An 18,303-nucleotide genomic window follows, 5' to 3' on the forward strand; every position below is an offset into this window, starting at 1 on the left:
CTTCAAATGATTCAGAAAATTTTAAGCAATATTTTATAATTTCAGAAGATTGTATTCCATAGAAGAGTATAGTATGATATATAAAAAGGAAAAGTTTGGAAGGAGGATGCAATTGTGGATAAATATACAAAATGGAAAAAAATGATGGATATCTCCACTGGACGCCAGAGGGCCTCCCTGGTATTAAAAGGAGGAAAGGTGGTCAATGTCTTCACAGAGAAGATAGAGAACGTGGATATTGCCATAGAAGATGGAGTCATTGCAGGACTGGGCGACTACGATGGAATAGAAAACATTGATGTGTCAGGAAAATGGCTTTGTCCCGGTTTTATCGATGGGCATATCCATCTGGAAAGCTCCATGGTCTCCCCGAAGGAGTTTGAAAAAGCAGTCCTTCCCCACGGAACCACCACGGTTGTGACAGACCCCCACGAGATCGGAAATGTAGCCGGCCTTCAGGGAATTGATTATATGTTAAAGGCCACAGAGAGCCTTCTTCTTGATGTCTTTTTCATGATGCCCTCCTGTGTTCCGGCTACAGAGCTGGATGAATCAGGAGCTGCTCTGGGCGCAGAGGAGCTAAAGCCCTACTACGATGATCCCAGAGTGCTGGGGCTGGCAGAGGTGATGAACGCCAGAGGCGTGACCGTTGGACTGGAAGGACTTTTAAGAAAAACACAGGATGCCCTGAATGCAGGGAAGGCAGTTGATGGCCATGCACCGTTTTTAGAGGGAAAGGAGCTGTGCGCCTACGTGTGTGCAGGCGTACTGTCGGACCATGAGTGCTCTGATTATCATGAAGCCCTGAAAAAGCTGGCAAGGGGCCAGTGGATCATGATACGTGAGGGAACAGCCGCAAGAAATCTGGAGGCTTTGATGCCGCTCTTTGAAGCTCCGTTTTATCAGAGATGCATGCTGGTGACAGATGACAGGCATCCGGGAGATCTGATATCCATGGGCCATATCGACCATATCCTGCGCCGGGCTGTATCCATGGGGGCGGATCCTGTCAGGGCCATCAGAATGGCTACGCTTCACGCCGCACAGTACTTTGGCTTAAAGGACAGGGGCGCGCTGGCTCCTGGAAGGAAGGCAGATATCGCAGTGCTGGAGGATCTGAAGGAATTTAAAGTGGCAGCGTTATATAAAAATGGGATAAGAGCAGCATCGGACGGGCAGGCGAAGCAGCAGAGAGAAGCAGGAAACGTGGATCCTTCCTGGGAAGAGGCATTTCCGAAGGTGTTCCAGTCCTTCCACATGGATGAGATAACGGAAGAAGATATCCGGCTTGAAAGAGAGGGATATACCCAGCGCATCATCCAGCTGAATCCGGGAGAGCTCCTGACAAAAGAGCGCTTCGAACCCTGGGAGGATGACCGGAAGCCAAAGGAGCTTAAGGCCGGGACGCCTGCTCCTGGTGTCAGCCTTGAGCGCGATATTGTAAAAGCAGCGGTATTTGAGCGCCACCGCCACACAGGCCATGTGGGCCTGGGCTTTATAGGCGGCTATGGGCTCAAAAAGGGCGCGGTTGCCACAAGCGTGGCTCATGATTCCCACAATCTTATCACCGTGGGGACCAATGACAGGGATATGGTACTGGCGGCCAATGCGGTGAGAGCCTGTGGAGGCGGCCTGGCCATTGCAGCGGACGGGGAAATCACAGGCCTGCTGCCGCTTCCCATAGGCGGGATCATGACAAATGCATCAGCAGAGGAAACGGAGGAAAGGCTAAAGGCTCTGAAGGAGGAAGCTGCCAGGCTGGGAGTAAGCCCGGATATCGATGCCTTTATGACATTGGCCTTTGTGAGCCTTCCCGTGATACCGAAGCTGCGGCTTACTACTCATGGAATCATTGACACAGACAAACAGGAGACAGTCCCGGCCACCTTCTGACACCGAACCGGAATCTGGGGAATATGCTAATAAAAAAGAAGGAGTTTTCTTCAATGTGAACCAAGCCAGGTTGGAAATCAATTGTGAAGAAGCATATTCCCAGGGGATCACAGGCGAGGGCGTCGGAGTGGCAGTGTTAGACACCGGCATTTATCCCCATGAGGATTTCGAAGATAGAATCACTGCCTTTCAGGATTTTGTAAACCACAGAAGGCAGTTGTACGATGATAATGGGCACGGTACTCATATTTCGGCAATTATCGGAGGCAGCGGCATTTCCTCCCAGGGAAGATTTCAGGGGGTAGCGCCCCGCTGCAGGATCATTTCCGCAAAGGTCCTTGACTCCAAGGGAAATGGATATGCCTCTGATGTGCTGGCAGGCCTGAAATGGATACGGGAAAACAAGGAAAGGTACGGGATACGGATCGTCAACATATCCGTAGGCTCCCTGTCAAGGCGCAATATGACGGAAAATTCTGTGCTGGTGCGGGGAGTAAACGCAGCCTGGGATGACGGACTGGTAGTGGTGGTGGCAGCCGGAAACCACGGCCCCCATCCTATGACGATCACTACCCCAGGCATCAGCAGGAAGGTCATCACCGTGGGCTGCTCCGATGACCACAAGGAGGTGGAGGTGATGGGAAGCCCCATGGTGGACTATTCCGGCCGGGGCCCCACACCTGCCTGTATCTGCAAGCCCGATATTGTAGCCCCCGGCTCCGGCATCATAAGCTGCAGCAACGAGCCCGGCCGCTACTTCTCCAAATCCGGCACCAGCATGTCCACCCCCATCGTATCCGGCGCCATCGCCCTTCTGCTGCAGAAATACCCCTGGATGACAAACAAGGATGTCAAGCTGCGCATCCGGGAGCGCTCAGTGGACATGGGACTTCCCCATAATCAGCAGGGGTGGGGGAGGCTGGATGTGATGAGGCTGTTAAGTGATTAAATAAAATAAGCCGTTCTGCGTAAGAGCAGGACGGCTTATCTGTACAGATACTGTGAAGCTTGCCTCCGAATAGACGGCTCCTAGGCTTCCCATCTCCCCGAAGCCCCGCATGGCAGCACCAGCCCTGTCTGTGTCACCGGCAGGCCAACCTCTTCTGAGTGCACCACGCCGCCAAACTTCGGTACCAGCTCCACTCCTATCATATAGGAAAGAACAGCGGGAGCCAGCCCTGTTGTATAGGAGTTGATGAGAAAGAACAGGGGCTTTTCTGACAACAGCTGTACGCACAGCTTTACCAGGGGATGAATGGCATCCTCGATCTTCCAGATCTCCCCTTTTGGTCCCCGGCCGTAGGAGGGGGGATCCATGATGATGGCATCATAGTGGTTCCCTCTGCGTATCTCCCTCTCAACAAACTTGACGCAGTCATCTACGATCCAGCGGATAGGCGCCTCAGACAGGCCGGAGGAGTGGGCATTTTCCTTTGCCCAGGTCACCATGCCCTTGGAGGCGTCCACATGGGTCACGCTTGCCCCGGCCTTTGCTGCAGCTAGGGTAGCGCCGCCTGTGTATGCAAAGAGATTGAGGACCTTGATGGGCCTTCCTGCTTCGCGTATCTTGGCGCCGAACCAGTCCCAGTTGGCAGCCTGCTCCGGGAACAGGCCTGTATGCTTAAAGCTGAAGGGCTTCAGATTAAATGTGAGCCCCTTATAGTCAATGCTCCACTGCTGCGGCAGATCAAAGAATTCCCATTCACCTCCGCCCTTGCTGCTGCGGTGGTAATGTCCGTTCATCTTCTTCCAGCCCCGGTGCTTCTTTGGAGTATCCCATATTACCTGGGGGTCCGGGCGGACCAGGAGATAGTCTCCCCAGCGCTCCAGCTTCTCACCTTTGGAGCAGTCAATTACTTCATAATCCTTCCATCCGTCCGCAAGCCACATATATCATAACCTCATTTCCTTATATTCTCACATACAGAGTATAGTCGAATCTGCTGTTTCACGTCAAGCGTATAGACGTTTGATTTACCCAAAAACGGAGAATTGTAATAGAATTGAAAGATAAAATGGGTTGAACAATCGAAAAAGCCCTGATACAATATATCTTAGGTAGCCGGGACCTTTTCAGTTTGGTGTTCCCGGCGTATGCAAATGCATAAGGAGAGAGGAACCTTGTATATGAAGAAGAAAATGGCAGTCTGGACGCTGGCAGCGCTGTTGTCGCTGGGTGGTGCTACGATCACGGCAATGGCTGCTGAGGGATGGGCCCAGTCAGGAAACAGTTGGATATATTATGATTCAAATGGAAGTAAGGTCTACAATGCCTGGAAAAAGGGCGCAGATAACCAGTGGAGGTATCTGAACGGTGAAGGGACCATGGCGGTCAATGCCTGGGTAGACGGCGACTACTATGTGGACAGCAACGGTATCATGCTGACAGATAAGTGGCTGAAGCTGACAACAGACGAGGGCGAATACGAGTGGTATTATTTTGGCAGCAGCGGCAAGAAGATCGATGATACCTGGAAAAAGATCGATGATAAATGGTATCATTTTGACGGAGACGGCCGTATGGAGCTGGGATGGATCCTGGATGACATGTATTACACCGGCACAGACGGCGTCATGCGCACAGGCTGGCAGAAGCTGTTCCCGCCGGATGATTATGATGAGATGAAGAATAAAGTCATCCCCGGCTATGACAGCAATGGCGGCTCGGATGATGGTCAGTATTGGTTCTATTTTAGCAGCAGCGGTAAGAAATATGTGCCCAGCGATGGATCGGCTGGAGACTACGGTACACGCAAGATTGACGGGGTATACTACTGCTTTGATGAAGATGGGGCCCTGCAGACGGGATGGCAGCGGGTACGCTCCGGCGATACCATTGAATCCTACATGTATTTTGGCAGCGATGGCAAGGCAAAGACTGGCTGGTATTCCATTGAGCCTCCGGATGATCTGGATGGCTATGACGGCGATGTGGAATGGTTCTATTTCACCAACAGCGGAAAGCCCAGAGCAGCAGATTCCGAGCGCCTGTCCATCAGCGACATTGTGAAGATCAGCGGCAAGTCCTATCTTTTTAACCACCTGGGGAATCCTGCGTATGGCCTTAAGAAGGTATATCTGGGCGGCGGAGAGGACAACTGGACAGCATTTTATTTTGGAACAAAGGAAAAGAGCTGCGTCCAGACAGGAAAGATAAAGGTCACAGAGGATGACGGCAGTAAATCCGATTTCTATTTTGCGGACAATGGCAGAGGATATAGCGGAGTCAAGGATAACTATCTGTATTACAAAGGAAAGCTTCAGACGGCCACGGATGGTGAGAAATACGTATGCTACCGCGTAAACGGAAATAACTATGTGGTAAACTCCTCCGGAAAGGTTATGAAGGGAACATCGGTAAAGAACAGCGATGGCGTGAAGCTGACGACCAGCAGCAGCGGTACATTATCTACAGCAGATGGTGAGTCTGATATCAGCTCTTATATCACAGAGCCTATGGAGCCTATGTGCACGGAATAAACGTATCATTATATTTTTATAGAAAGAACTTCTCCGTACCATAATAATAGGACGGAGGAGTTTTTTGTTTGCATGGGAGATTCCTCCGAAGCTGAAAATGCTGGAAAAAAATAAAAAAAGTACTTGCATTTATCTCCCATCTATGTTATTGTATAAAGGCTGTGGCATGATAGCTATGAAACGTGAGGTTGCTGCCCGTGAGTGAGGCAGGTTTTCCGTGGAGCGAATGTCAAGTTAGGAAACTGGCGACAAGTCACTGTACCAATTAAAGAAGCTGCAAAGAAAGCAGAGTCAGTGTGAAGTCCGGTCAGGACACACACGGGAACGTGTACAGTCACCGCTTGTCGTACTTGTTTTAAAAGTGCGAAAAGGAGGCGACTTTTTTTATGGCAAGTCAAGTAATGAGAATCACATTAAAAGCTTATGATCATCAGTTAGTAGATCAGTCAGCTGGAAAGATCATCGAGACAGTAAAGAAGACAGGATCTCAGGTGAGCGGACCAGTGCCGTTACCAACAAAGAAAGAGGTTGTAACCATTCTGCGTGCTGTTCATAAGTACAAAGATTCCAGAGAGCAGTTCGAGCAGAGAACTCACAAGAGACTGATCGACATCACTGCTCCAAGCCAGAAGACAGTAGATGCACTGTCCAGACTGGAAATGCCAGCCGGTGTTTACATCGACATCAAAATGAAAACGAAATAATCGGCAGGCGAATTCAAAAACGTTTATATCCTGAAGGGTTTAAATATAGAAGCAACACTGCATTTCCTGTTAAGGAATCAACATACCGGCTACGGTTCATAGTGTTCCACGTATAGTTAGACTGCTCTAGGATGAATGCGAAAGCATTCCGCTGTAGATCATGAAACAGGAGGTAAGACAATGAAGAAAGCGATTTTAGCAACAAAAGTCGGAATGACCCAGATCTTCGATGAGAATGGTGCGTTAGTTCCGGTAACCGTACTTCAGGCTGGTCCTTGTGTAGTAACACAGGTTAAGACAGTTGAGAATGACGGCTACAAAGCAGTACAGGTTGGTTTCGTTGACAAGAGAGACAAGCTGGTCAACAAGCCTCAGAAGGGCCACTTCGACAAGGCAGGCGTATCCTACAAGAGATACGTAAGAGAGTTAAAGTTAGAGAATGCTGAAGAGTATTCTGTAAAGGATGAGATCAAGGCTGACATCTTCGCAGCAGGCGACAAGATCGATGCAACCGCTATTTCCAAAGGTAAAGGCTTCCAGGGCGCAATCAAGAGACATGGACAGCACAGAGGACCTATGGCTCATGGTTCCAAGTTCCATCGCCATCAGGGTTCTAACGGTTCCGCTACCACACCAGGCCGCGTATTCAAGGGCAAGGGAATGCCTGGACAGATGGGCCGCGTGCAGGTAACTGTACAGAACCTGTCAGTAGTTAAGGTTGACGCCGAGAATAACCTGATTCTGGTTAAGGGCGCAGTGCCAGGACCAAAGAAGAGCCTGGTAACAGTCAGAGAGACCGTTAAGGTTGAGAGGTAAGCTTTTATAGGAAAGGAGGAACACACAGATGGCAAACGTATCTGTTTACAATATGGAAGGTAAAGAAGTTGGCACATTAGAACTGAACGATGCCGTGTTCGGTGTAGAAGTAAACGAGCACCTGGTACATCTTGCAGTTGTTGCACAGCTTGCTAATAAGCGTCAGGGAACACAGAAAGCAAAGACACGTTCTGAGGTTTCCGGCGGCGGCAGAAAGCCCTGGAGACAGAAGGGAACCGGTCATGCAAGACAGGGTTCAACCAGAGCTCCCCAGTGGAAGGGCGGCGGCGTAGTATTCGCTCCCACACCAAGAGATTACACGATCACACTGAACAAGAAGGAGAAGAGGGCTGCTCTCAAGTCTGCACTCACAAGCCGTGTTCAGGAGAATAAGTTCATCGTAGTTGATGAGCTGAAGTTTGAAGAGATCAAGACAAAGAACTTCAAGAATGTAATGAACAACCTGAAGGTTGAGAAGGCTCTGGTTGTTCTGGCTGATAACGATCAGAACACCGTTCTTTCCGCAAGGAACATTGCAGACATCAAGACTGCTATGGTAGGAACCATCAACGTATACGACATTCTGAAGTACAATACAGTTGTTGCTACAAAGGCAGCTGTTGCATCCATTGAGGAGGTGTACGCATAATGGCAGATATCAGATACTATGACGTCATTTTAAAACCAGTTATCACCGAGAAGAGCATGAATGCTATGGGTGACAGGAAGTATACTTTCATGGTACACGTAGACGCTAACAAGTCTATGATCAAAGAGGCTGTTGAGAAGATGTTCCCGGGCACCAAGGTTGAGTCTGTGAACACCATGAACTGCGAAGGCAAGACCAAGAGAAGAGGAATGACCTTCGGCAAGACAGCTGCTTCCAAGAAAGCGATCGTAAAGCTGACTGAGGACAGCAAAGAGATCGAGATCTTCCAGGGGCTGTGAGCATTTAGCAAGGTCTTTTCGAGCTTAGTGCGAACGCCCGTCCCGAAACTTGGCGAGGTCTTTTCGAGCTTAGTTGAGCGGACGTGTTGTGGCAGGATAAAACCTGCATAACAAATACAACCCGCCGGAAACCATTCCGGCCGGAGAACTTATACGGTATCACGCAGAGCATACCGTGAGAAGAAAAAGAAAAGGAGTAAAATGTCATGGGAATTAAGAAGTATACTGCTTATACACCTTCCAGAAGACATATGACCGGCTCTGATTTCAAGGAAATCACCAAGACAACTCCAGAGAAGTCTTTGGTAGTATCTCTTGATAAGAATGCAGGTCGTAACAATCAGGGTAAGATCACTGTTCGTCACAGAGGCGGCGGCAGCAGAAGAAAATATAGAATCGTTGATTTCAAGAGAAACAGCAAGGATGGTATCCCGGCAACCGTTATCGGTATCGAGTACGATCCAAACAGATCCGCAAATATTGCACTGATCTGCTATGCAGACGGTACAAAATCCTATATCCTCGCTCCTCAGGGCTTAACCGATGGAATGAAGGTTATGAGCGGTGACAATGCAGAGGCTAAGATCGGTAACTGCATGCCGCTGTTCCACGTTCCAGTTGGTACTCAGGTACACAACATTGAGTTATATCCTGGTAAGGGCGGCCAGCTGGTTCGTTCTGCTGGTAACTCTGCTCAGCTTATGGCGAAAGAGGGCAAATATGCAACCTTACGTTTACCTTCCGGTGAAATGAGAATGGTTCCGATCATCTGCCGCGCAACCATCGGTGTTGTTGGCAATGGCGAACACTCCCTGATCAACATTGGTAAGGCTGGTAGAAAGCGTCACATGGGTATCCGCCCAACAGTACGCGGTTCTGTAATGAACCCCAACGACCATCCACACGGTGGTGGTGAAGGAAAGTGCGGTATCGGCCGTCCAGGTCCTTCTACTCCATGGGGCAAGCCAGCTCTGGGTCTGAAGACCAGAAAGAAAAACAAGCAGTCTAACAAGTTGATCGTAAGAAGACGTGATGGCAAAACCATCAAATAATTAAAGGAGGTTAAGAACACATGGCTCGTTCACTGAAAAAAGGACCATTTGCAGATGCACATCTGTTAAAGAAAGTAGACGCTATGAATGCAGCAGGACAGAAGCAGGTAATCAAGACCTGGTCCCGCCGTTCTACAATCTTCCCACAGTTTGTTGGTCATACAATCGCAGTTCATGACGGTAGAAAACACGTTCCGGTATACGTTACCGAAGATATGGTAGGACACAAGCTGGGTGAGTTCGTAGCAACCAGAACCTACAGAGGCCACGGTAAAGACGAGAAGAAGTCCGGCGTTAGAAAGTAATCCACGGCAAATTGAAAGGAGGTTTTAGCAATGGCAAAAGGACATAGATCCCAAATCAAGAGAGAGAGAAATGCCCAGAAGGACACAAGGCCAAGCGCAACACTGTCTTACGCTAGAGTATCTGTCCAGAAGGCTTGCTTCGTATTAGATGCCATCAGAGGCAAAGATTTACAGACAGCATTAGGTATTGTAACCTATAACCCAAGATATGCTTCCAGCTTAATCAAGAAGTTACTGGAATCAGCAGCAGCAAACGCTGAGAACAATAACAACATGGATCCCGCTAAGCTTTACGTAGAGGAGTGCTACGCAAACCAGGGACCAACTATGAAGAGAGTTAGACCGAGAGCCCAGGGACGTGCTTACAGGATCGAGAAGAGAATGAGCCACATCACTGTTGTTCTGAATGAAAGATAGGAGGCAAATATGGGACAGAAAGTTAATCCACACGGCTTAAGAGTCGGTGTTATTAAAGACTGGGATTCCAGATGGTATGCAGAAGCTGATTTTGCAGACTGCCTGGTTGAAGATTACAATATCAGAAAGTTCCTGAAAAAGAGATTATACAGTGCCGGCGTTTCCAAGATCGAGATCGAGCGCGCATCTGACAGAGTAAAGGTTATCATCTACACTGCTAAGCCAGGCGTTGTGATCGGCAAGGGCGGCGCTGAGATCGAGAAGTTAAAAGCAGAGGTTCAGAAGCTGACCTCCAAGAAGCTCTTCGTAGATATCAAGGAGATCAAGCGTCCTGACAGAGATGCTCAGCTGGTTGCAGAGTCCATTGCACAGCAGCTGGAGAACCGCGTTTCCTTCCGCCGCGCTATGAAGTCCACCATGGGCAGAACCATGAAGGCTGGCGTTAAGGGTATCAAGACCGCTGTTGGAGGCCGTCTGGGCGGTGCTGATATTGCACGTACAGAGTTCTACAGCGAGGGTACTATCCCGCTTCAGACATTAAGAGCAGATATTGACTATGGTTTCGCTGAGGCAGATACCACCTACGGCAAGCTGGGCGTTAAGGTGTGGATCTACAAAGGCGAGGTACTTCCTACTAAAGGAAACAAGGAAGGGAGCGATAAATAATGTTAATGCCTAAGAGAGTAAAGCGCCGCAAACAGTTCCGTGGTTCCATGGCCGGCAAGGCGCTGAGAGGAAATACAATTTCAAATGGTGAGTACGGTCTGGTATCTACCGAGCCGTGCTGGATCAAGTCAAACCAGATCGAGGCAGCCCGTGTTGCCATGACACGTTACATCAAGCGTGGCGGTAAGGTTTGGATCAAGATCTTCCCCGATAAGCCTGTAACAGCAAAGCCAGCAGAAACCCGTATGGGTTCCGGTAAGGGCGCTCTGGAGTACTGGGTAGCAGTTGTAAAGCCAGGCCGCGTATTATTTGAGATCGCTGGTGTACCAGAGGAAACAGCCAGAGAAGCACTTCGTCTTGCAATGCACAAGCTGCCCTGCAAGTGTAAGATTGTTTCTAAAGCAGATTTAGAAGGCGGTGATAACAGTGAAAACGAATAAATTTGTAGAAGAATTAAAGGCGAAATCAGCATCCGAGCTGAATAATGAGTTAGTAGCTGCGAAGAAGGAACTGTTCAATTTAAGATTCCAGAATGCGACCAATCAGTTAGATAACACCTCCAGAATTAAGGAAGTTCGTAAGAATATTGCCAGGATCCAGACTGTTATCACTGAGAAGGCTAATGCTTAATGAAAGGAGAACTTACCGTGGAAAGAAATTTAAGAAAAACCCGTACCGGTAAAGTGATCAGCAACAAGATGGATAAGACCATTGTTGTAGCTATCGAGGATCACATCAAACACCCAATGATCGGTAAGATCGTTAAGAAAACCGTTAAGTTAAAAGCTCATGACGAGAAGAATGAGTGTGGCATCGGTGATACAGTAAAAGTAATGGAAACAAGACCACTGTCCAAGGATAAGAGATGGAGACTTGTTGAGATTATCGAGAAAGCAAGATAAGCGAAACTAACAGGAAGGAGTAACAGGTATGGTTCAGCAGGAAACAAGACTTAAGGTTGCCGACAATACCGGTGCAAAAGAACTTCTCTGCATCCGCGTATTAGGTGGTTCAACCAGAAGATATGCAAATATCGGCGATGTCATCGTTGCTTCCGTTAAAGATGCAACACCAGGTGGTGTTGTAAAGAAGGGCGATGTTGTGAAGGCTGTAGTAGTACGTTCCGTTAAGGGCGTGCGCCGTAAAGATGGTTCCTACATCAAGTTTGATGAGAACGCAGCAGTAATTATTAAGGATGACAAGACTCCAAGAGGAACTCGTATCTTTGGACCGGTAGCAAGAGAATTAAGAGACAAACAGTTCATGAAGATTGTCTCCTTAGCTCCAGAAGTATTATAAGGGGGTGTCCACTGTGCATAAAATCAAAAAAGACGATTTAGTAGTTGTAATCGCAGGTAAAGATAAAGATAAGCAGGGTAAGGTAATCTCTGTTGACACAAAGAAGAACAAGGTTCTGGTTCAGGGCTGCAATATGATCACAAAGCATACAAAGCAGACTCCTGGCAACCCACAGGGTGGCATCATTAACCAGGAAGCTCCTATTGATATCTCCAATGTAATGCTGGTAGTAGACGGCAAGGCAACCAGAGTTGGCTTCGAGGTGAAGGACGGCAAGAAGGTCCGCGTAGCAAAGAAGACCGGCAAGGTGATCGATTAATTCAGGAGAGGAGGAATAAACGTTGGCTAGATTAAAAGAACAGTATCAGAACGAGATGGTAGACGCTCTGATGAAGAAATTTGGATATAAAAACGTAATGCAGGTGCCGAAGCTTGACAAGATCGTTATCAACATGGGCGTAGGCGAAGCAAAGGAAAATGCCAAGGTTCTGGATTCTGCTGTAAGAGATCTGGAAATCATCTCCGGTCAGAAGGCAGTTACCACAAAGGCTAAGAAGTCTGTTGCAAACTTCAAGATCCGTGAAGGTATGGCAATCGGCTGTAAGGTAACACTGCGCGGCGAGAGAATGTATGAGTTCTTAGACCGTCTGGTAAACCTGGCACTGCCACGTGTACGTGACTTTAGAGGCGTCAATCCTAACGCATTTGATGGCAGAGGAAACTATGCACTTGGTATCAAAGAGCAGCTGATCTTCCCTGAGATTGAGTACGATAAAGTTGACAAGGTAAGAGGTATGGACATCATCTTCGTTACCACCGCTAAGACGGACGAGGAAGCTCGTGAACTTTTGACATTATTCAACATGCCCTTTGCAAAATAGTTAGGAGGAAACTTTCATGGCTAAGACTTCAATGAAGATTAAACAGCAGCGTCCTGCTAAATTCTCTACCAGAGAGTATAACCGCTGCAGAATCTGTGGCCGTCCACATGCTTATTTAAGAAAGTACGGTATCTGCAGAATTTGCTTCCGTGAATTGGCTTATAAGGGTCAGATTCCGGGCGTCAAGAAGGCAAGCTGGTAGGCACCCGGCACTTGGTGAGGTTTTTCACGAACCTAGTGCGAAAGCCGTTCGCGAACCTTGGCGAGGTTTCTCACGAGCCTAGTTGAGCGAACAGAGAGAAAAATTTATATAGAAGGAGGCAATTTAAAATGACAATGAGCGATCCCATTGCAGATATGCTTACAAGAATCCGTAATGCAAACACTGCAAAGCATGATACAGTAGATGTACCTTCATCTAAGATGAAACTGGCTATCGCCAACATCCTGTTAGACGAGGGTTATATTGCAAAGTACGATATCGTTGAGGACGGTGGCTTCAGCACCATCAGAATCACCTTAAAGTACGGCAAGGACAAGAACGAGAAGATTATCTCCGGTATTAAGAGAATTTCTAAGCCTGGTCTGCGTGTATACGCAAACAAGGAAGAGCTTCCGAAGGTACTGGGCGGCCTTGGCACCGCAATCATTTCCACCAATCAGGGCGTGATCACCGATAAGGAAGCACGTAAGCTGGGCGTTGGCGGAGAAGTATTAGCATTTGTTTGGTAAAAGGATACTTCGGCGATACTAAGCTCGAAAAGACCTCGCTGAGTATCGCGAAGTGCTTTTGCGCGTAAGCTCCTAAAATACAGGAGCTAAGTGCTCAATGCAACTGAAAACAGAGAGGACGCAGAAGTCTTCTCCGAGAATCTAAGTAGGAGGTTAAAGGCATGTCACGTATCGGTAGAATGCCAGTTGCGATCCCGGCAGGTGTAACTGTTACAATCGCAGAAGGAAACAAAGTGACTGTAAAAGGTCCAAAGGGAACATTAGAGAGAGAACTCTCAGCAGAGCTGACCATCGAAGAGAAGGATGGCCATATTATCGTAACAAGACCAAACGATTTAAAGAGGATGAAGTCCTTACATGGTCTGACAAGAACTCTGATCAACAACATGATCCATGGTGTTACTCAGGGTTATGAGAAGGTTCTGGAAGTAAACGGTGTTGGTTACAGGGCTGCAAAGCAGGGCAAGAAGCTGACCCTGAACCTGGGCTACTCCCATCCGGTAGAGATGGAAGATCCTGAGGGCATCGAGACTGTTTGCGACGGACAGAACAAGATCATCGTAAAAGGTATCAGTAAAGAAAAAGTTGGCCAGTACGCTGCTGAAATCAGAGACAAGAGAAGACCTGAGCCGTATAAGGGCAAAGGTATCAAGTATGCTGACGAGGTTATCAGACGTAAGGTTGGTAAGACTGGTAAGAAATAATTAAGGAGAGTGTAAAAATGGTTAACAAGCAGTCAAGAAGCGAAATTCGCGTAAAGAAGCACAACAGAATTCGTAACCGTTTTTCTGGTACAGCAGAGAGACCGCGTCTGGCAGTGTTTAGAAGTAATAATCATATGTATGCTCAAATTATCGACGATACGGTTGGTAACACATTAGTTGCTGCTTCCACAGTTGAGAAAGAGGTTAAGGCTGAACTGGAGAAGACAAACGACAAGGCAGCTGCAGCATATGTAGGTACAGTTATTGCAAAGAGAGCCCTTGAAAAAGGCATCAAGGAAGTAGTCTTCGATAGAGGCGGCTTTATATATCAGGGCAAGATTCAGGCATTAGCAGATGCAGCTAGAGAAGCTGGTCTGGAATTCTAATAGAGAGGAGAACAAGCATGAAGCGTACAATTATTGATGCCAGTCAGATGGAGCTGAATGACAAGGTAGTGGCTATCAAGAGAGTATCCAAGACTGTTAAAGGTGGACGTACCATGAGATTTTCCGCTCTGGTAGTAGTAGGTGACGGCAACGGCCACGTTGGCGCAGGTTTAGGAAAGGCCGGCGAGGTTCCGGAAGCAATCCGCAAAGGAAAAGAAGCAGCAATCAAGAATCTGGTAGAGATTCCGGTTGATGAGAATAAGAGCATCCCACATGATTTTATCGGTAAGTTCGGAAGCGCAGCTGTTCTGTTAAAGAGAGCTCCTGAAGGTACTGGTGTTATCGCTGGCGGTCCGGCACGTTCCGTACTGGAGATGGCAGGAATCAAGAACATCCGTACAAAATCTTTAGGTTCCAACAACAAGACAAACGTAGTTCTGGCAACACTTGCAGGTCTTACTTCCTTAAAGACACCAGAGGAGTATGCAAGACTTCGCGGTAAATCTGTTGAAGAAATCGTGGGCTAATAGGAGGAGAAAGACATGGCAGAGAAATTAAAGATCACACTGGTCAAGTCCCCTATCGGTGCTGTTCCAAAGCAGAAAGCAACTGTTGAGGCTCTCGGACTCTCCAAGATGCACAAGACAGTTGAGATGCCAGATAATGGCGCTGTCAGAGGCATGATTCAGAGCGTAAGACATTTAGTAAAAGTGGAAGAAATCTAATCAGATAAAGTAAGGAGGTGCAGTCATGGAATTGTCAAATTTACAGCCTGCTGCAGGTTCAAAGCATAGCGATAATTTTAGAAGAGGCCGCGGCCATGGTTCAGGTAACGGCAAGACAGCCGGCAAGGGACATAAGGGCCAGAAGGCTCGTTCCGGAGCTCCGAGACCTGGTTTTGAAGGCGGACAGATGCCTTTATACAGACGTCTGCCAAAGCGTGGTTTCACCAATATGAACTCTAAGACCATTGTTGGTATTAACGTAAGCGCACTGGAAAGATTCGATAACGATGCAGTTGTTACAGTTGAGACATTGATCGAGGCTGGAATCGTTAAGAATCCAAGAGATGGTGTAAAGATCCTTGGAAATGGAGAATTAACCAAAAAGCTGACCGTTAAGGTTAATGCATTCAGTGAAGGTGCAAAATCTAAAATCGAAGCTTTAGGTGGAACCTGCGAGGTGATCTAATGTTTAAATCGATCAGGAATGCATTTAAGGTAAAAGAGCTTCGCAGTAAGATCCTCTATACCTTTATGATGCTGGTAGTCATCCGTTTTGGCTGCCAGCTGCCGATTCCGGGAATCAAGACCACATTCTTCGCTGAGTGGTTTGAAAAGCAGACAACCGATGTGTTTGGCTTCTTTAATGCAATGACAGGTGGATCCTTTTCATCCATGTCCATCTTTGCTCTGAGCATTACGCCTTACATCACATCCTCCATTATCATCCAGCTGCTGACGATTGCGATTCCAAAACTGGAAGAGCTGCAGAAGGATGGTGAGGACGGAAGAAAGAAGATTCAGGAATACACCCGATACACCACCGTTGCCCTGGCACTCCTTGAGTCCAGCGCCATGGCCATTGGTTTTGGCCGTCAGGGACTTCTCCTTGACTATAACGTGTGGAACATCATTGTAGCTGTTGTTACCATGACAACAGGAAGCGCACTGCTTATGTGGATTGGTGAGCAGATCACAGAGAAGGGTGTAGGAAACGGTATCTCCATCGTGCTTCTGTTTAACATTCTGTCCAGCGTTCCGAATGACGTGAGAAGCCTTTATTACCGCTTCATCTTCGGACAGTCTGTTGCTGCAATGGCAATTGCCTTTGTTCTGATTGCCCTGGTCATCCTGGCTATGGTAGTATTCGTAATCGTTTTAAACGATGCGGAAAGAAGGATTCCTGTACAGTATTCAAAGAAGATGGTTGGCCGTAAGATGGTTGGAGGACAGGCTTCCAGCATTCCGTTAAAGATTAATACGGCAGGCGTTATGCCCGTTATCTTTGCGTCTTCCATCATGTCCTTCCCGGTGGTGATCGCACAGTTCTTTACTGTGGACTATAATTCCATCGGCGGCAAGATTCTGATGATGCTTAACTCAAGCTCCTGGTGCAGACCAGAGCAGCCTGTATATTCAATCGGCCTGGTGATCTACATTGCACTGCTGATCGTGTTTGCATACTTCTATACATCCATTACCTTTAATCCGTTAGAGGTTGCAAACAACATGAAGAAGCAGGGCGGCTTCATCCCGGGTATTCGTCCTGGTAAGCCTACCAGCGACTATTTAAATAAGATTTTAAACTATATTGTTTTTATCGGCGCAGTTGGCCTGATCGTGATTGCAGTTGTTCCGATCCTTGCATCCGGTCTTCTGGATGTGGGGCATATTTCATTCTCCGGAACCTCCCTGATCATTATCGTGGGCGTTGTGCTTGAGACAATCAAAGCAGTAGAATCTCAGATGCTTGTGCGTTATTATAAGGGATTTTTGAACGATTAACATCAAAGTTTTTCAGTCAATCTGCCTTTGTGGTATTCCACAAGGGCGGATTGCTTGCGTTATAGGAGAACCACTGACGATACATAAAGAGTCATGATTGAGAGGAGAGCTGGTTTCATGAAGATTATCATGTTAGGTGCACCGGGCGCCGGCAAAGGCACTCAGGCTAAAAAAATTGCAGCAAAGTATCAGATACCTCATATTTCCACCGGAGATATTTTCCGCGCAAACATTAAAAATGGCACAGAGCTGGGTATGAAGGCCAAATCCTTTATGGATGCAGGCGGCCTGGTTCCGGATGAGATCACCATCGGCATGCTGCTTGACCGCATCCATGAGGCTGATTGTGAAAATGGTTATGTACTGGATGGATTCCCACGCACGATCCCACAGGCAGAGAGCCTGACAAAGGCTCTGGCAGAGATGGGAGAAGCGATCGATTATGCCGTAAATGTGGATGTACCTGATGACAACATCATAAACCGTATGTCCGGCCGCCGTGCATGCCTGTCCTGCGGTGCTACCTACCATATTGTTTACAATGCGCCAAAGGCGGAGGGTGTATGCGACACCTGTGGCCAGCAGCTGGTACTGAGGGATGATGATAAGCCTGAGACCGTGAAAAAGCGTCTGAGCGTATATCACGAGCAGACACAGCCTCTGATCGACTACTACCAGAAGGCAGGAGTGCTGGCTGAGGTAGACGGGACAAAGGATATGGAAGAGGTTTTCCAGGATATCGTTAAAATTTTAGGAGCATAGAGAATGGTAACAATTAAATCCGAACGGGAAATTGAATTAATGAGAGAAGCCGGCAGGATCCTTGCTAAGGTCCATGAGGAACTGGGAAAGATCCTGAAGCCGGGAATGTCTACAAAAGAGATCGACCGCATCTGCGAGGATATGATCCGCAGTCATGGCTGCATTCCTTCCTTTTTAAATTATGAAGGATATCCTGCTTCCGTGTGCGTATCTATCAATGACGAGGTGGTCCATGGGATCCCGAATAAGCACCGTTATCTGCAGGAGGGGGATATCGTCAGCTTGGATACAGGCGTTATATGGAAGGGCTATCAGTCAGATGCAGCCCGCACTCATATGATCGGCGAGGTAAGCCCGGAAGCCAGAAAGCTGGTGGAGGTAACACAGCAGAGCTTTTTTGAGGGTATAAAGTACGCAAAAGCAGGCAATCATCTCAATGATATTTCCAAAGCCATCCAGGCTTATGCAGAGAGCTTTGGCTACGGCGTGGTCCGCGACCTGGTAGGCCATGGAATCGGAACCAATATGCATGAGGATCCTGAGATACCGAATTTTTCGCAGCACCGCAAAGGCATCCGCCTTGCAGCCGGGATGACCCTGGCGATCGAGCCCATGATTACTGCAGGACGCTATGATGTGGCATGGATGGATGACGGCTGGACCGTAGTAACAGAGGACGGCTCACTGGCATCTCATTATGAAAACACCATCCTGATCACGGATGGGGAACCTGAGATTTTGTCGCTGTAGC

Annotated in this window: 28 protein-coding genes; 27 read left to right on the plus strand and 1 reads right to left on the minus strand. The window is 47.9% G+C overall.

The genetic code is table 11. The features are described 5' to 3' along the window. The first annotated feature begins 141 nt into the window (after window positions 1-141). Together ade and LIZ87_RS12700 are read left to right on the plus strand one after the other, a co-directional pair. Entirely contained in the window at window positions 142-1,893 is a 1,752-nt protein-coding gene (gene ade / locus LIZ87_RS12695) for an adenine deaminase (RefSeq protein WP_227147613.1), read from the plus strand. A 55-nt stretch (window positions 1,894-1,948) separates the two neighbouring features. After that, complete coding sequence (locus tag LIZ87_RS12700; protein ID WP_178313267.1) at window positions 1,949-2,842, plus strand: S8 family peptidase; 894 nt, start codon at window positions 1,949-1,951, stop codon at window positions 2,840-2,842. A gap of 80 nt (window positions 2,843-2,922) precedes the next feature. On the opposite strand, the gene LIZ87_RS12705 is transcribed toward LIZ87_RS12700, so the two are convergent. Next, window positions 2,923-3,783: a class I SAM-dependent methyltransferase gene (locus LIZ87_RS12705; RefSeq protein ID WP_178313268.1), complete on the minus strand. Its 861-nt coding sequence runs from the start codon at window positions 3,781-3,783 to the stop codon at window positions 2,923-2,925. A gap of 237 nt (window positions 3,784-4,020) precedes the next feature. On the opposite strand from LIZ87_RS12705, the gene LIZ87_RS12710 reads away from it, so the two are divergent. The 25 genes from LIZ87_RS12710 (at window position 4,021) to map (ending at window position 18,302) form a co-directional block, all read left to right on the plus strand. Then, the gene (locus tag LIZ87_RS12710) at window positions 4,021-5,373 is read left to right on the plus strand and encodes a cell wall-binding protein (protein ID WP_227147560.1); all 1,353 of its coding nucleotides are present in this window, start codon (window positions 4,021-4,023) and stop codon (window positions 5,371-5,373) included. A gap of 386 nt (window positions 5,374-5,759) precedes the next feature. Beyond that, window positions 5,760-6,077, plus strand: coding sequence for a 30S ribosomal protein S10 (gene rpsJ / locus LIZ87_RS12715; RefSeq protein ID WP_002566515.1), 318 nt, complete (start codon window positions 5,760-5,762; stop codon window positions 6,075-6,077). A 180-nt stretch (window positions 6,078-6,257) separates the two neighbouring features. Then, a complete protein-coding gene (rplC, locus tag LIZ87_RS12720; protein WP_227147616.1) occupies window positions 6,258-6,893 on the plus strand; it encodes a 50S ribosomal protein L3 in 636 nt (211 codons plus the stop codon). Between the two features lie 28 nt (window positions 6,894-6,921). Then, complete coding sequence (gene rplD, locus LIZ87_RS12725; protein WP_227147563.1) at window positions 6,922-7,542, plus strand: 50S ribosomal protein L4; 621 nt, start codon at window positions 6,922-6,924, stop codon at window positions 7,540-7,542. Beyond that, window positions 7,542-7,841, plus strand: coding sequence for a 50S ribosomal protein L23 (rplW, locus tag LIZ87_RS12730; protein ID WP_227147565.1), 300 nt, complete (start codon window positions 7,542-7,544; stop codon window positions 7,839-7,841). The genes rplD and rplW overlap by 1 nt, the downstream gene beginning before the upstream one ends. Before the next feature lie 206 nt (window positions 7,842-8,047). Beyond that, entirely contained in the window at window positions 8,048-8,893 is an 846-nt protein-coding gene (rplB, locus tag LIZ87_RS12735; RefSeq protein ID WP_227147568.1) for a 50S ribosomal protein L2, read from the plus strand. A 20-nt stretch (window positions 8,894-8,913) separates the two neighbouring features. Then, the gene (gene rpsS / locus LIZ87_RS12740) at window positions 8,914-9,198 is read left to right on the plus strand and encodes a 30S ribosomal protein S19 (protein WP_008726428.1); all 285 of its coding nucleotides are present in this window, start codon (window positions 8,914-8,916) and stop codon (window positions 9,196-9,198) included. Window positions 9,199-9,228: 30 nt separating this feature from the next. Next, window positions 9,229-9,615, plus strand: coding sequence for a 50S ribosomal protein L22 (gene rplV, locus LIZ87_RS12745; RefSeq protein ID WP_227147571.1), 387 nt, complete (start codon window positions 9,229-9,231; stop codon window positions 9,613-9,615). A 9-nt stretch (window positions 9,616-9,624) separates the two neighbouring features. After that, entirely contained in the window at window positions 9,625-10,281 is a 657-nt protein-coding gene (gene rpsC, locus LIZ87_RS12750; protein ID WP_227147574.1) for a 30S ribosomal protein S3, read from the plus strand. Next, window positions 10,281-10,721, plus strand: coding sequence for a 50S ribosomal protein L16 (rplP, locus tag LIZ87_RS12755; protein ID WP_227147577.1), 441 nt, complete (start codon window positions 10,281-10,283; stop codon window positions 10,719-10,721). Before rpsC ends, rplP begins: the two co-directional genes overlap by 1 nt. After that, complete coding sequence (rpmC, locus tag LIZ87_RS12760; protein ID WP_178321166.1) at window positions 10,708-10,911, plus strand: 50S ribosomal protein L29; 204 nt, start codon at window positions 10,708-10,710, stop codon at window positions 10,909-10,911. Before rplP ends, rpmC begins: the two co-directional genes overlap by 14 nt. Window positions 10,912-10,928: 17 nt before the next feature. Then, on the plus strand, window positions 10,929-11,183 hold the full coding sequence (rpsQ, locus tag LIZ87_RS12765) for a 30S ribosomal protein S17 (protein ID WP_319638583.1): 255 nt from the start codon (window positions 10,929-10,931) through the stop codon (window positions 11,181-11,183). A 28-nt stretch (window positions 11,184-11,211) separates the two neighbouring features. After that, a complete protein-coding gene (gene rplN / locus LIZ87_RS12770; RefSeq protein WP_227147583.1) occupies window positions 11,212-11,580 on the plus strand; it encodes a 50S ribosomal protein L14 in 369 nt (122 codons plus the stop codon). A 13-nt stretch (window positions 11,581-11,593) separates the two neighbouring features. Next, window positions 11,594-11,899 carry a 50S ribosomal protein L24 gene (rplX, locus tag LIZ87_RS12775; RefSeq protein WP_227147586.1) on the plus strand — a complete coding sequence of 102 codons (306 nt, stop codon included), beginning with the start codon at window positions 11,594-11,596 and terminating at the stop codon, window positions 11,897-11,899. Between the two features lie 22 nt (window positions 11,900-11,921). Further along, window positions 11,922-12,461 (plus strand): 50S ribosomal protein L5, encoded by a 540-nt coding sequence (gene rplE / locus LIZ87_RS12780; RefSeq protein WP_177280164.1) that lies wholly within the window; start codon window positions 11,922-11,924, stop codon window positions 12,459-12,461. Window positions 12,462-12,477: 16 nt separating this feature from the next. Continuing rightward, a complete protein-coding gene (locus tag LIZ87_RS12785) occupies window positions 12,478-12,663 on the plus strand; it encodes a type Z 30S ribosomal protein S14 (RefSeq protein WP_002566501.1) in 186 nt (61 codons plus the stop codon). Window positions 12,664-12,791: 128 nt separating this feature from the next. Further along, on the plus strand, window positions 12,792-13,193 hold the full coding sequence (rpsH, locus tag LIZ87_RS12790; RefSeq protein ID WP_227147588.1) for a 30S ribosomal protein S8: 402 nt from the start codon (window positions 12,792-12,794) through the stop codon (window positions 13,191-13,193). A 161-nt stretch (window positions 13,194-13,354) separates the two neighbouring features. After that, window positions 13,355-13,897, plus strand: a complete 543-nt coding sequence (gene rplF, locus LIZ87_RS12795) for a 50S ribosomal protein L6 (protein ID WP_227147591.1) — start codon at window positions 13,355-13,357, stop codon at window positions 13,895-13,897. Between the two features lie 17 nt (window positions 13,898-13,914). Beyond that, window positions 13,915-14,283, plus strand: a complete 369-nt coding sequence (rplR, locus tag LIZ87_RS12800; protein WP_227147593.1) for a 50S ribosomal protein L18 — start codon at window positions 13,915-13,917, stop codon at window positions 14,281-14,283. 17 nt (window positions 14,284-14,300) lie between these two features. Next, window positions 14,301-14,810, plus strand: a complete 510-nt coding sequence (gene rpsE, locus LIZ87_RS12805) for a 30S ribosomal protein S5 (RefSeq protein ID WP_227147595.1) — start codon at window positions 14,301-14,303, stop codon at window positions 14,808-14,810. 15 nt (window positions 14,811-14,825) lie between these two features. Beyond that, window positions 14,826-15,008, plus strand: a complete 183-nt coding sequence (gene rpmD, locus LIZ87_RS12810; protein WP_227147598.1) for a 50S ribosomal protein L30 — start codon at window positions 14,826-14,828, stop codon at window positions 15,006-15,008. A 25-nt stretch (window positions 15,009-15,033) separates the two neighbouring features. Continuing rightward, complete coding sequence (gene rplO, locus LIZ87_RS12815) at window positions 15,034-15,474, plus strand: 50S ribosomal protein L15 (protein WP_227147600.1); 441 nt, start codon at window positions 15,034-15,036, stop codon at window positions 15,472-15,474. Then, a complete protein-coding gene (secY, locus tag LIZ87_RS12820; RefSeq protein WP_178314161.1) occupies window positions 15,474-16,790 on the plus strand; it encodes a preprotein translocase subunit SecY in 1,317 nt (438 codons plus the stop codon). Before rplO ends, secY begins: the two co-directional genes overlap by 1 nt. A 117-nt stretch (window positions 16,791-16,907) precedes the next feature. Next, window positions 16,908-17,552, plus strand: coding sequence for an adenylate kinase (locus LIZ87_RS12825; RefSeq protein ID WP_178314163.1), 645 nt, complete (start codon window positions 16,908-16,910; stop codon window positions 17,550-17,552). Window positions 17,553-17,555: 3 nt separating this feature from the next. Then, a complete protein-coding gene (gene map / locus LIZ87_RS12830; RefSeq protein WP_178314165.1) occupies window positions 17,556-18,302 on the plus strand; it encodes a type I methionyl aminopeptidase in 747 nt (248 codons plus the stop codon). Window position 18,303 lies beyond the last annotated feature (1 nt).

The organism is Lacrimispora sp. 210928-DFI.3.58, from assembly GCF_020554865.1.
GTDB lineage: Bacteria > Bacillota > Clostridia > Lachnospirales > Lachnospiraceae > Enterocloster.

Coding starts and splice junctions, on each gene's coding strand:
- rplN (WP_227147583.1), top strand. CDS start 11,212: ATGGTTCAGCAGGAAACAAGACTTAAGGTTGCCGACAATACCGGTGCA.
- rplC (WP_227147616.1), top strand. CDS start 6,258: ATGAAGAAAGCGATTTTAGCAACAAAAGTCGGAATGACCCAGATCTTC.
- rplO (WP_227147600.1), top strand. CDS start 15,034: ATGGAATTGTCAAATTTACAGCCTGCTGCAGGTTCAAAGCATAGCGAT.
- rplB (WP_227147568.1), top strand. CDS start 8,048: ATGGGAATTAAGAAGTATACTGCTTATACACCTTCCAGAAGACATATG.
- rpsC (WP_227147574.1), top strand. CDS start 9,625: ATGGGACAGAAAGTTAATCCACACGGCTTAAGAGTCGGTGTTATTAAA.
- rplW (WP_227147565.1), top strand. CDS start 7,542: ATGGCAGATATCAGATACTATGACGTCATTTTAAAACCAGTTATCACC.
- rpsJ (WP_002566515.1), top strand. CDS start 5,760: ATGGCAAGTCAAGTAATGAGAATCACATTAAAAGCTTATGATCATCAG.
- secY (WP_178314161.1), top strand. CDS start 15,474: ATGTTTAAATCGATCAGGAATGCATTTAAGGTAAAAGAGCTTCGCAGT.
- LIZ87_RS12710 (WP_227147560.1), top strand. CDS start 4,021: ATGAAGAAGAAAATGGCAGTCTGGACGCTGGCAGCGCTGTTGTCGCTG.
- rplD (WP_227147563.1), top strand. CDS start 6,922: ATGGCAAACGTATCTGTTTACAATATGGAAGGTAAAGAAGTTGGCACA.
- rplP (WP_227147577.1), top strand. CDS start 10,281: ATGTTAATGCCTAAGAGAGTAAAGCGCCGCAAACAGTTCCGTGGTTCC.
- map (WP_178314165.1), top strand. CDS start 17,556: ATGGTAACAATTAAATCCGAACGGGAAATTGAATTAATGAGAGAAGCC.
- rplV (WP_227147571.1), top strand. CDS start 9,229: ATGGCAAAAGGACATAGATCCCAAATCAAGAGAGAGAGAAATGCCCAG.
- rplR (WP_227147593.1), top strand. CDS start 13,915: ATGGTTAACAAGCAGTCAAGAAGCGAAATTCGCGTAAAGAAGCACAAC.
- LIZ87_RS12785 (WP_002566501.1), top strand. CDS start 12,478: ATGGCTAAGACTTCAATGAAGATTAAACAGCAGCGTCCTGCTAAATTC.
- rpmD (WP_227147598.1), top strand. CDS start 14,826: ATGGCAGAGAAATTAAAGATCACACTGGTCAAGTCCCCTATCGGTGCT.
- rpsS (WP_008726428.1), top strand. CDS start 8,914: ATGGCTCGTTCACTGAAAAAAGGACCATTTGCAGATGCACATCTGTTA.
- LIZ87_RS12825 (WP_178314163.1), top strand. CDS start 16,908: ATGAAGATTATCATGTTAGGTGCACCGGGCGCCGGCAAAGGCACTCAG.
- rpsE (WP_227147595.1), top strand. CDS start 14,301: ATGAAGCGTACAATTATTGATGCCAGTCAGATGGAGCTGAATGACAAG.
- LIZ87_RS12705 (WP_178313268.1), bottom strand. CDS start 3,783: ATGTGGCTTGCGGACGGATGGAAGGATTATGAAGTAATTGACTGCTCC.
- rplF (WP_227147591.1), top strand. CDS start 13,355: ATGTCACGTATCGGTAGAATGCCAGTTGCGATCCCGGCAGGTGTAACT.
- ade (WP_227147613.1), top strand. CDS start 142: ATGATGGATATCTCCACTGGACGCCAGAGGGCCTCCCTGGTATTAAAA.
- rpsH (WP_227147588.1), top strand. CDS start 12,792: ATGACAATGAGCGATCCCATTGCAGATATGCTTACAAGAATCCGTAAT.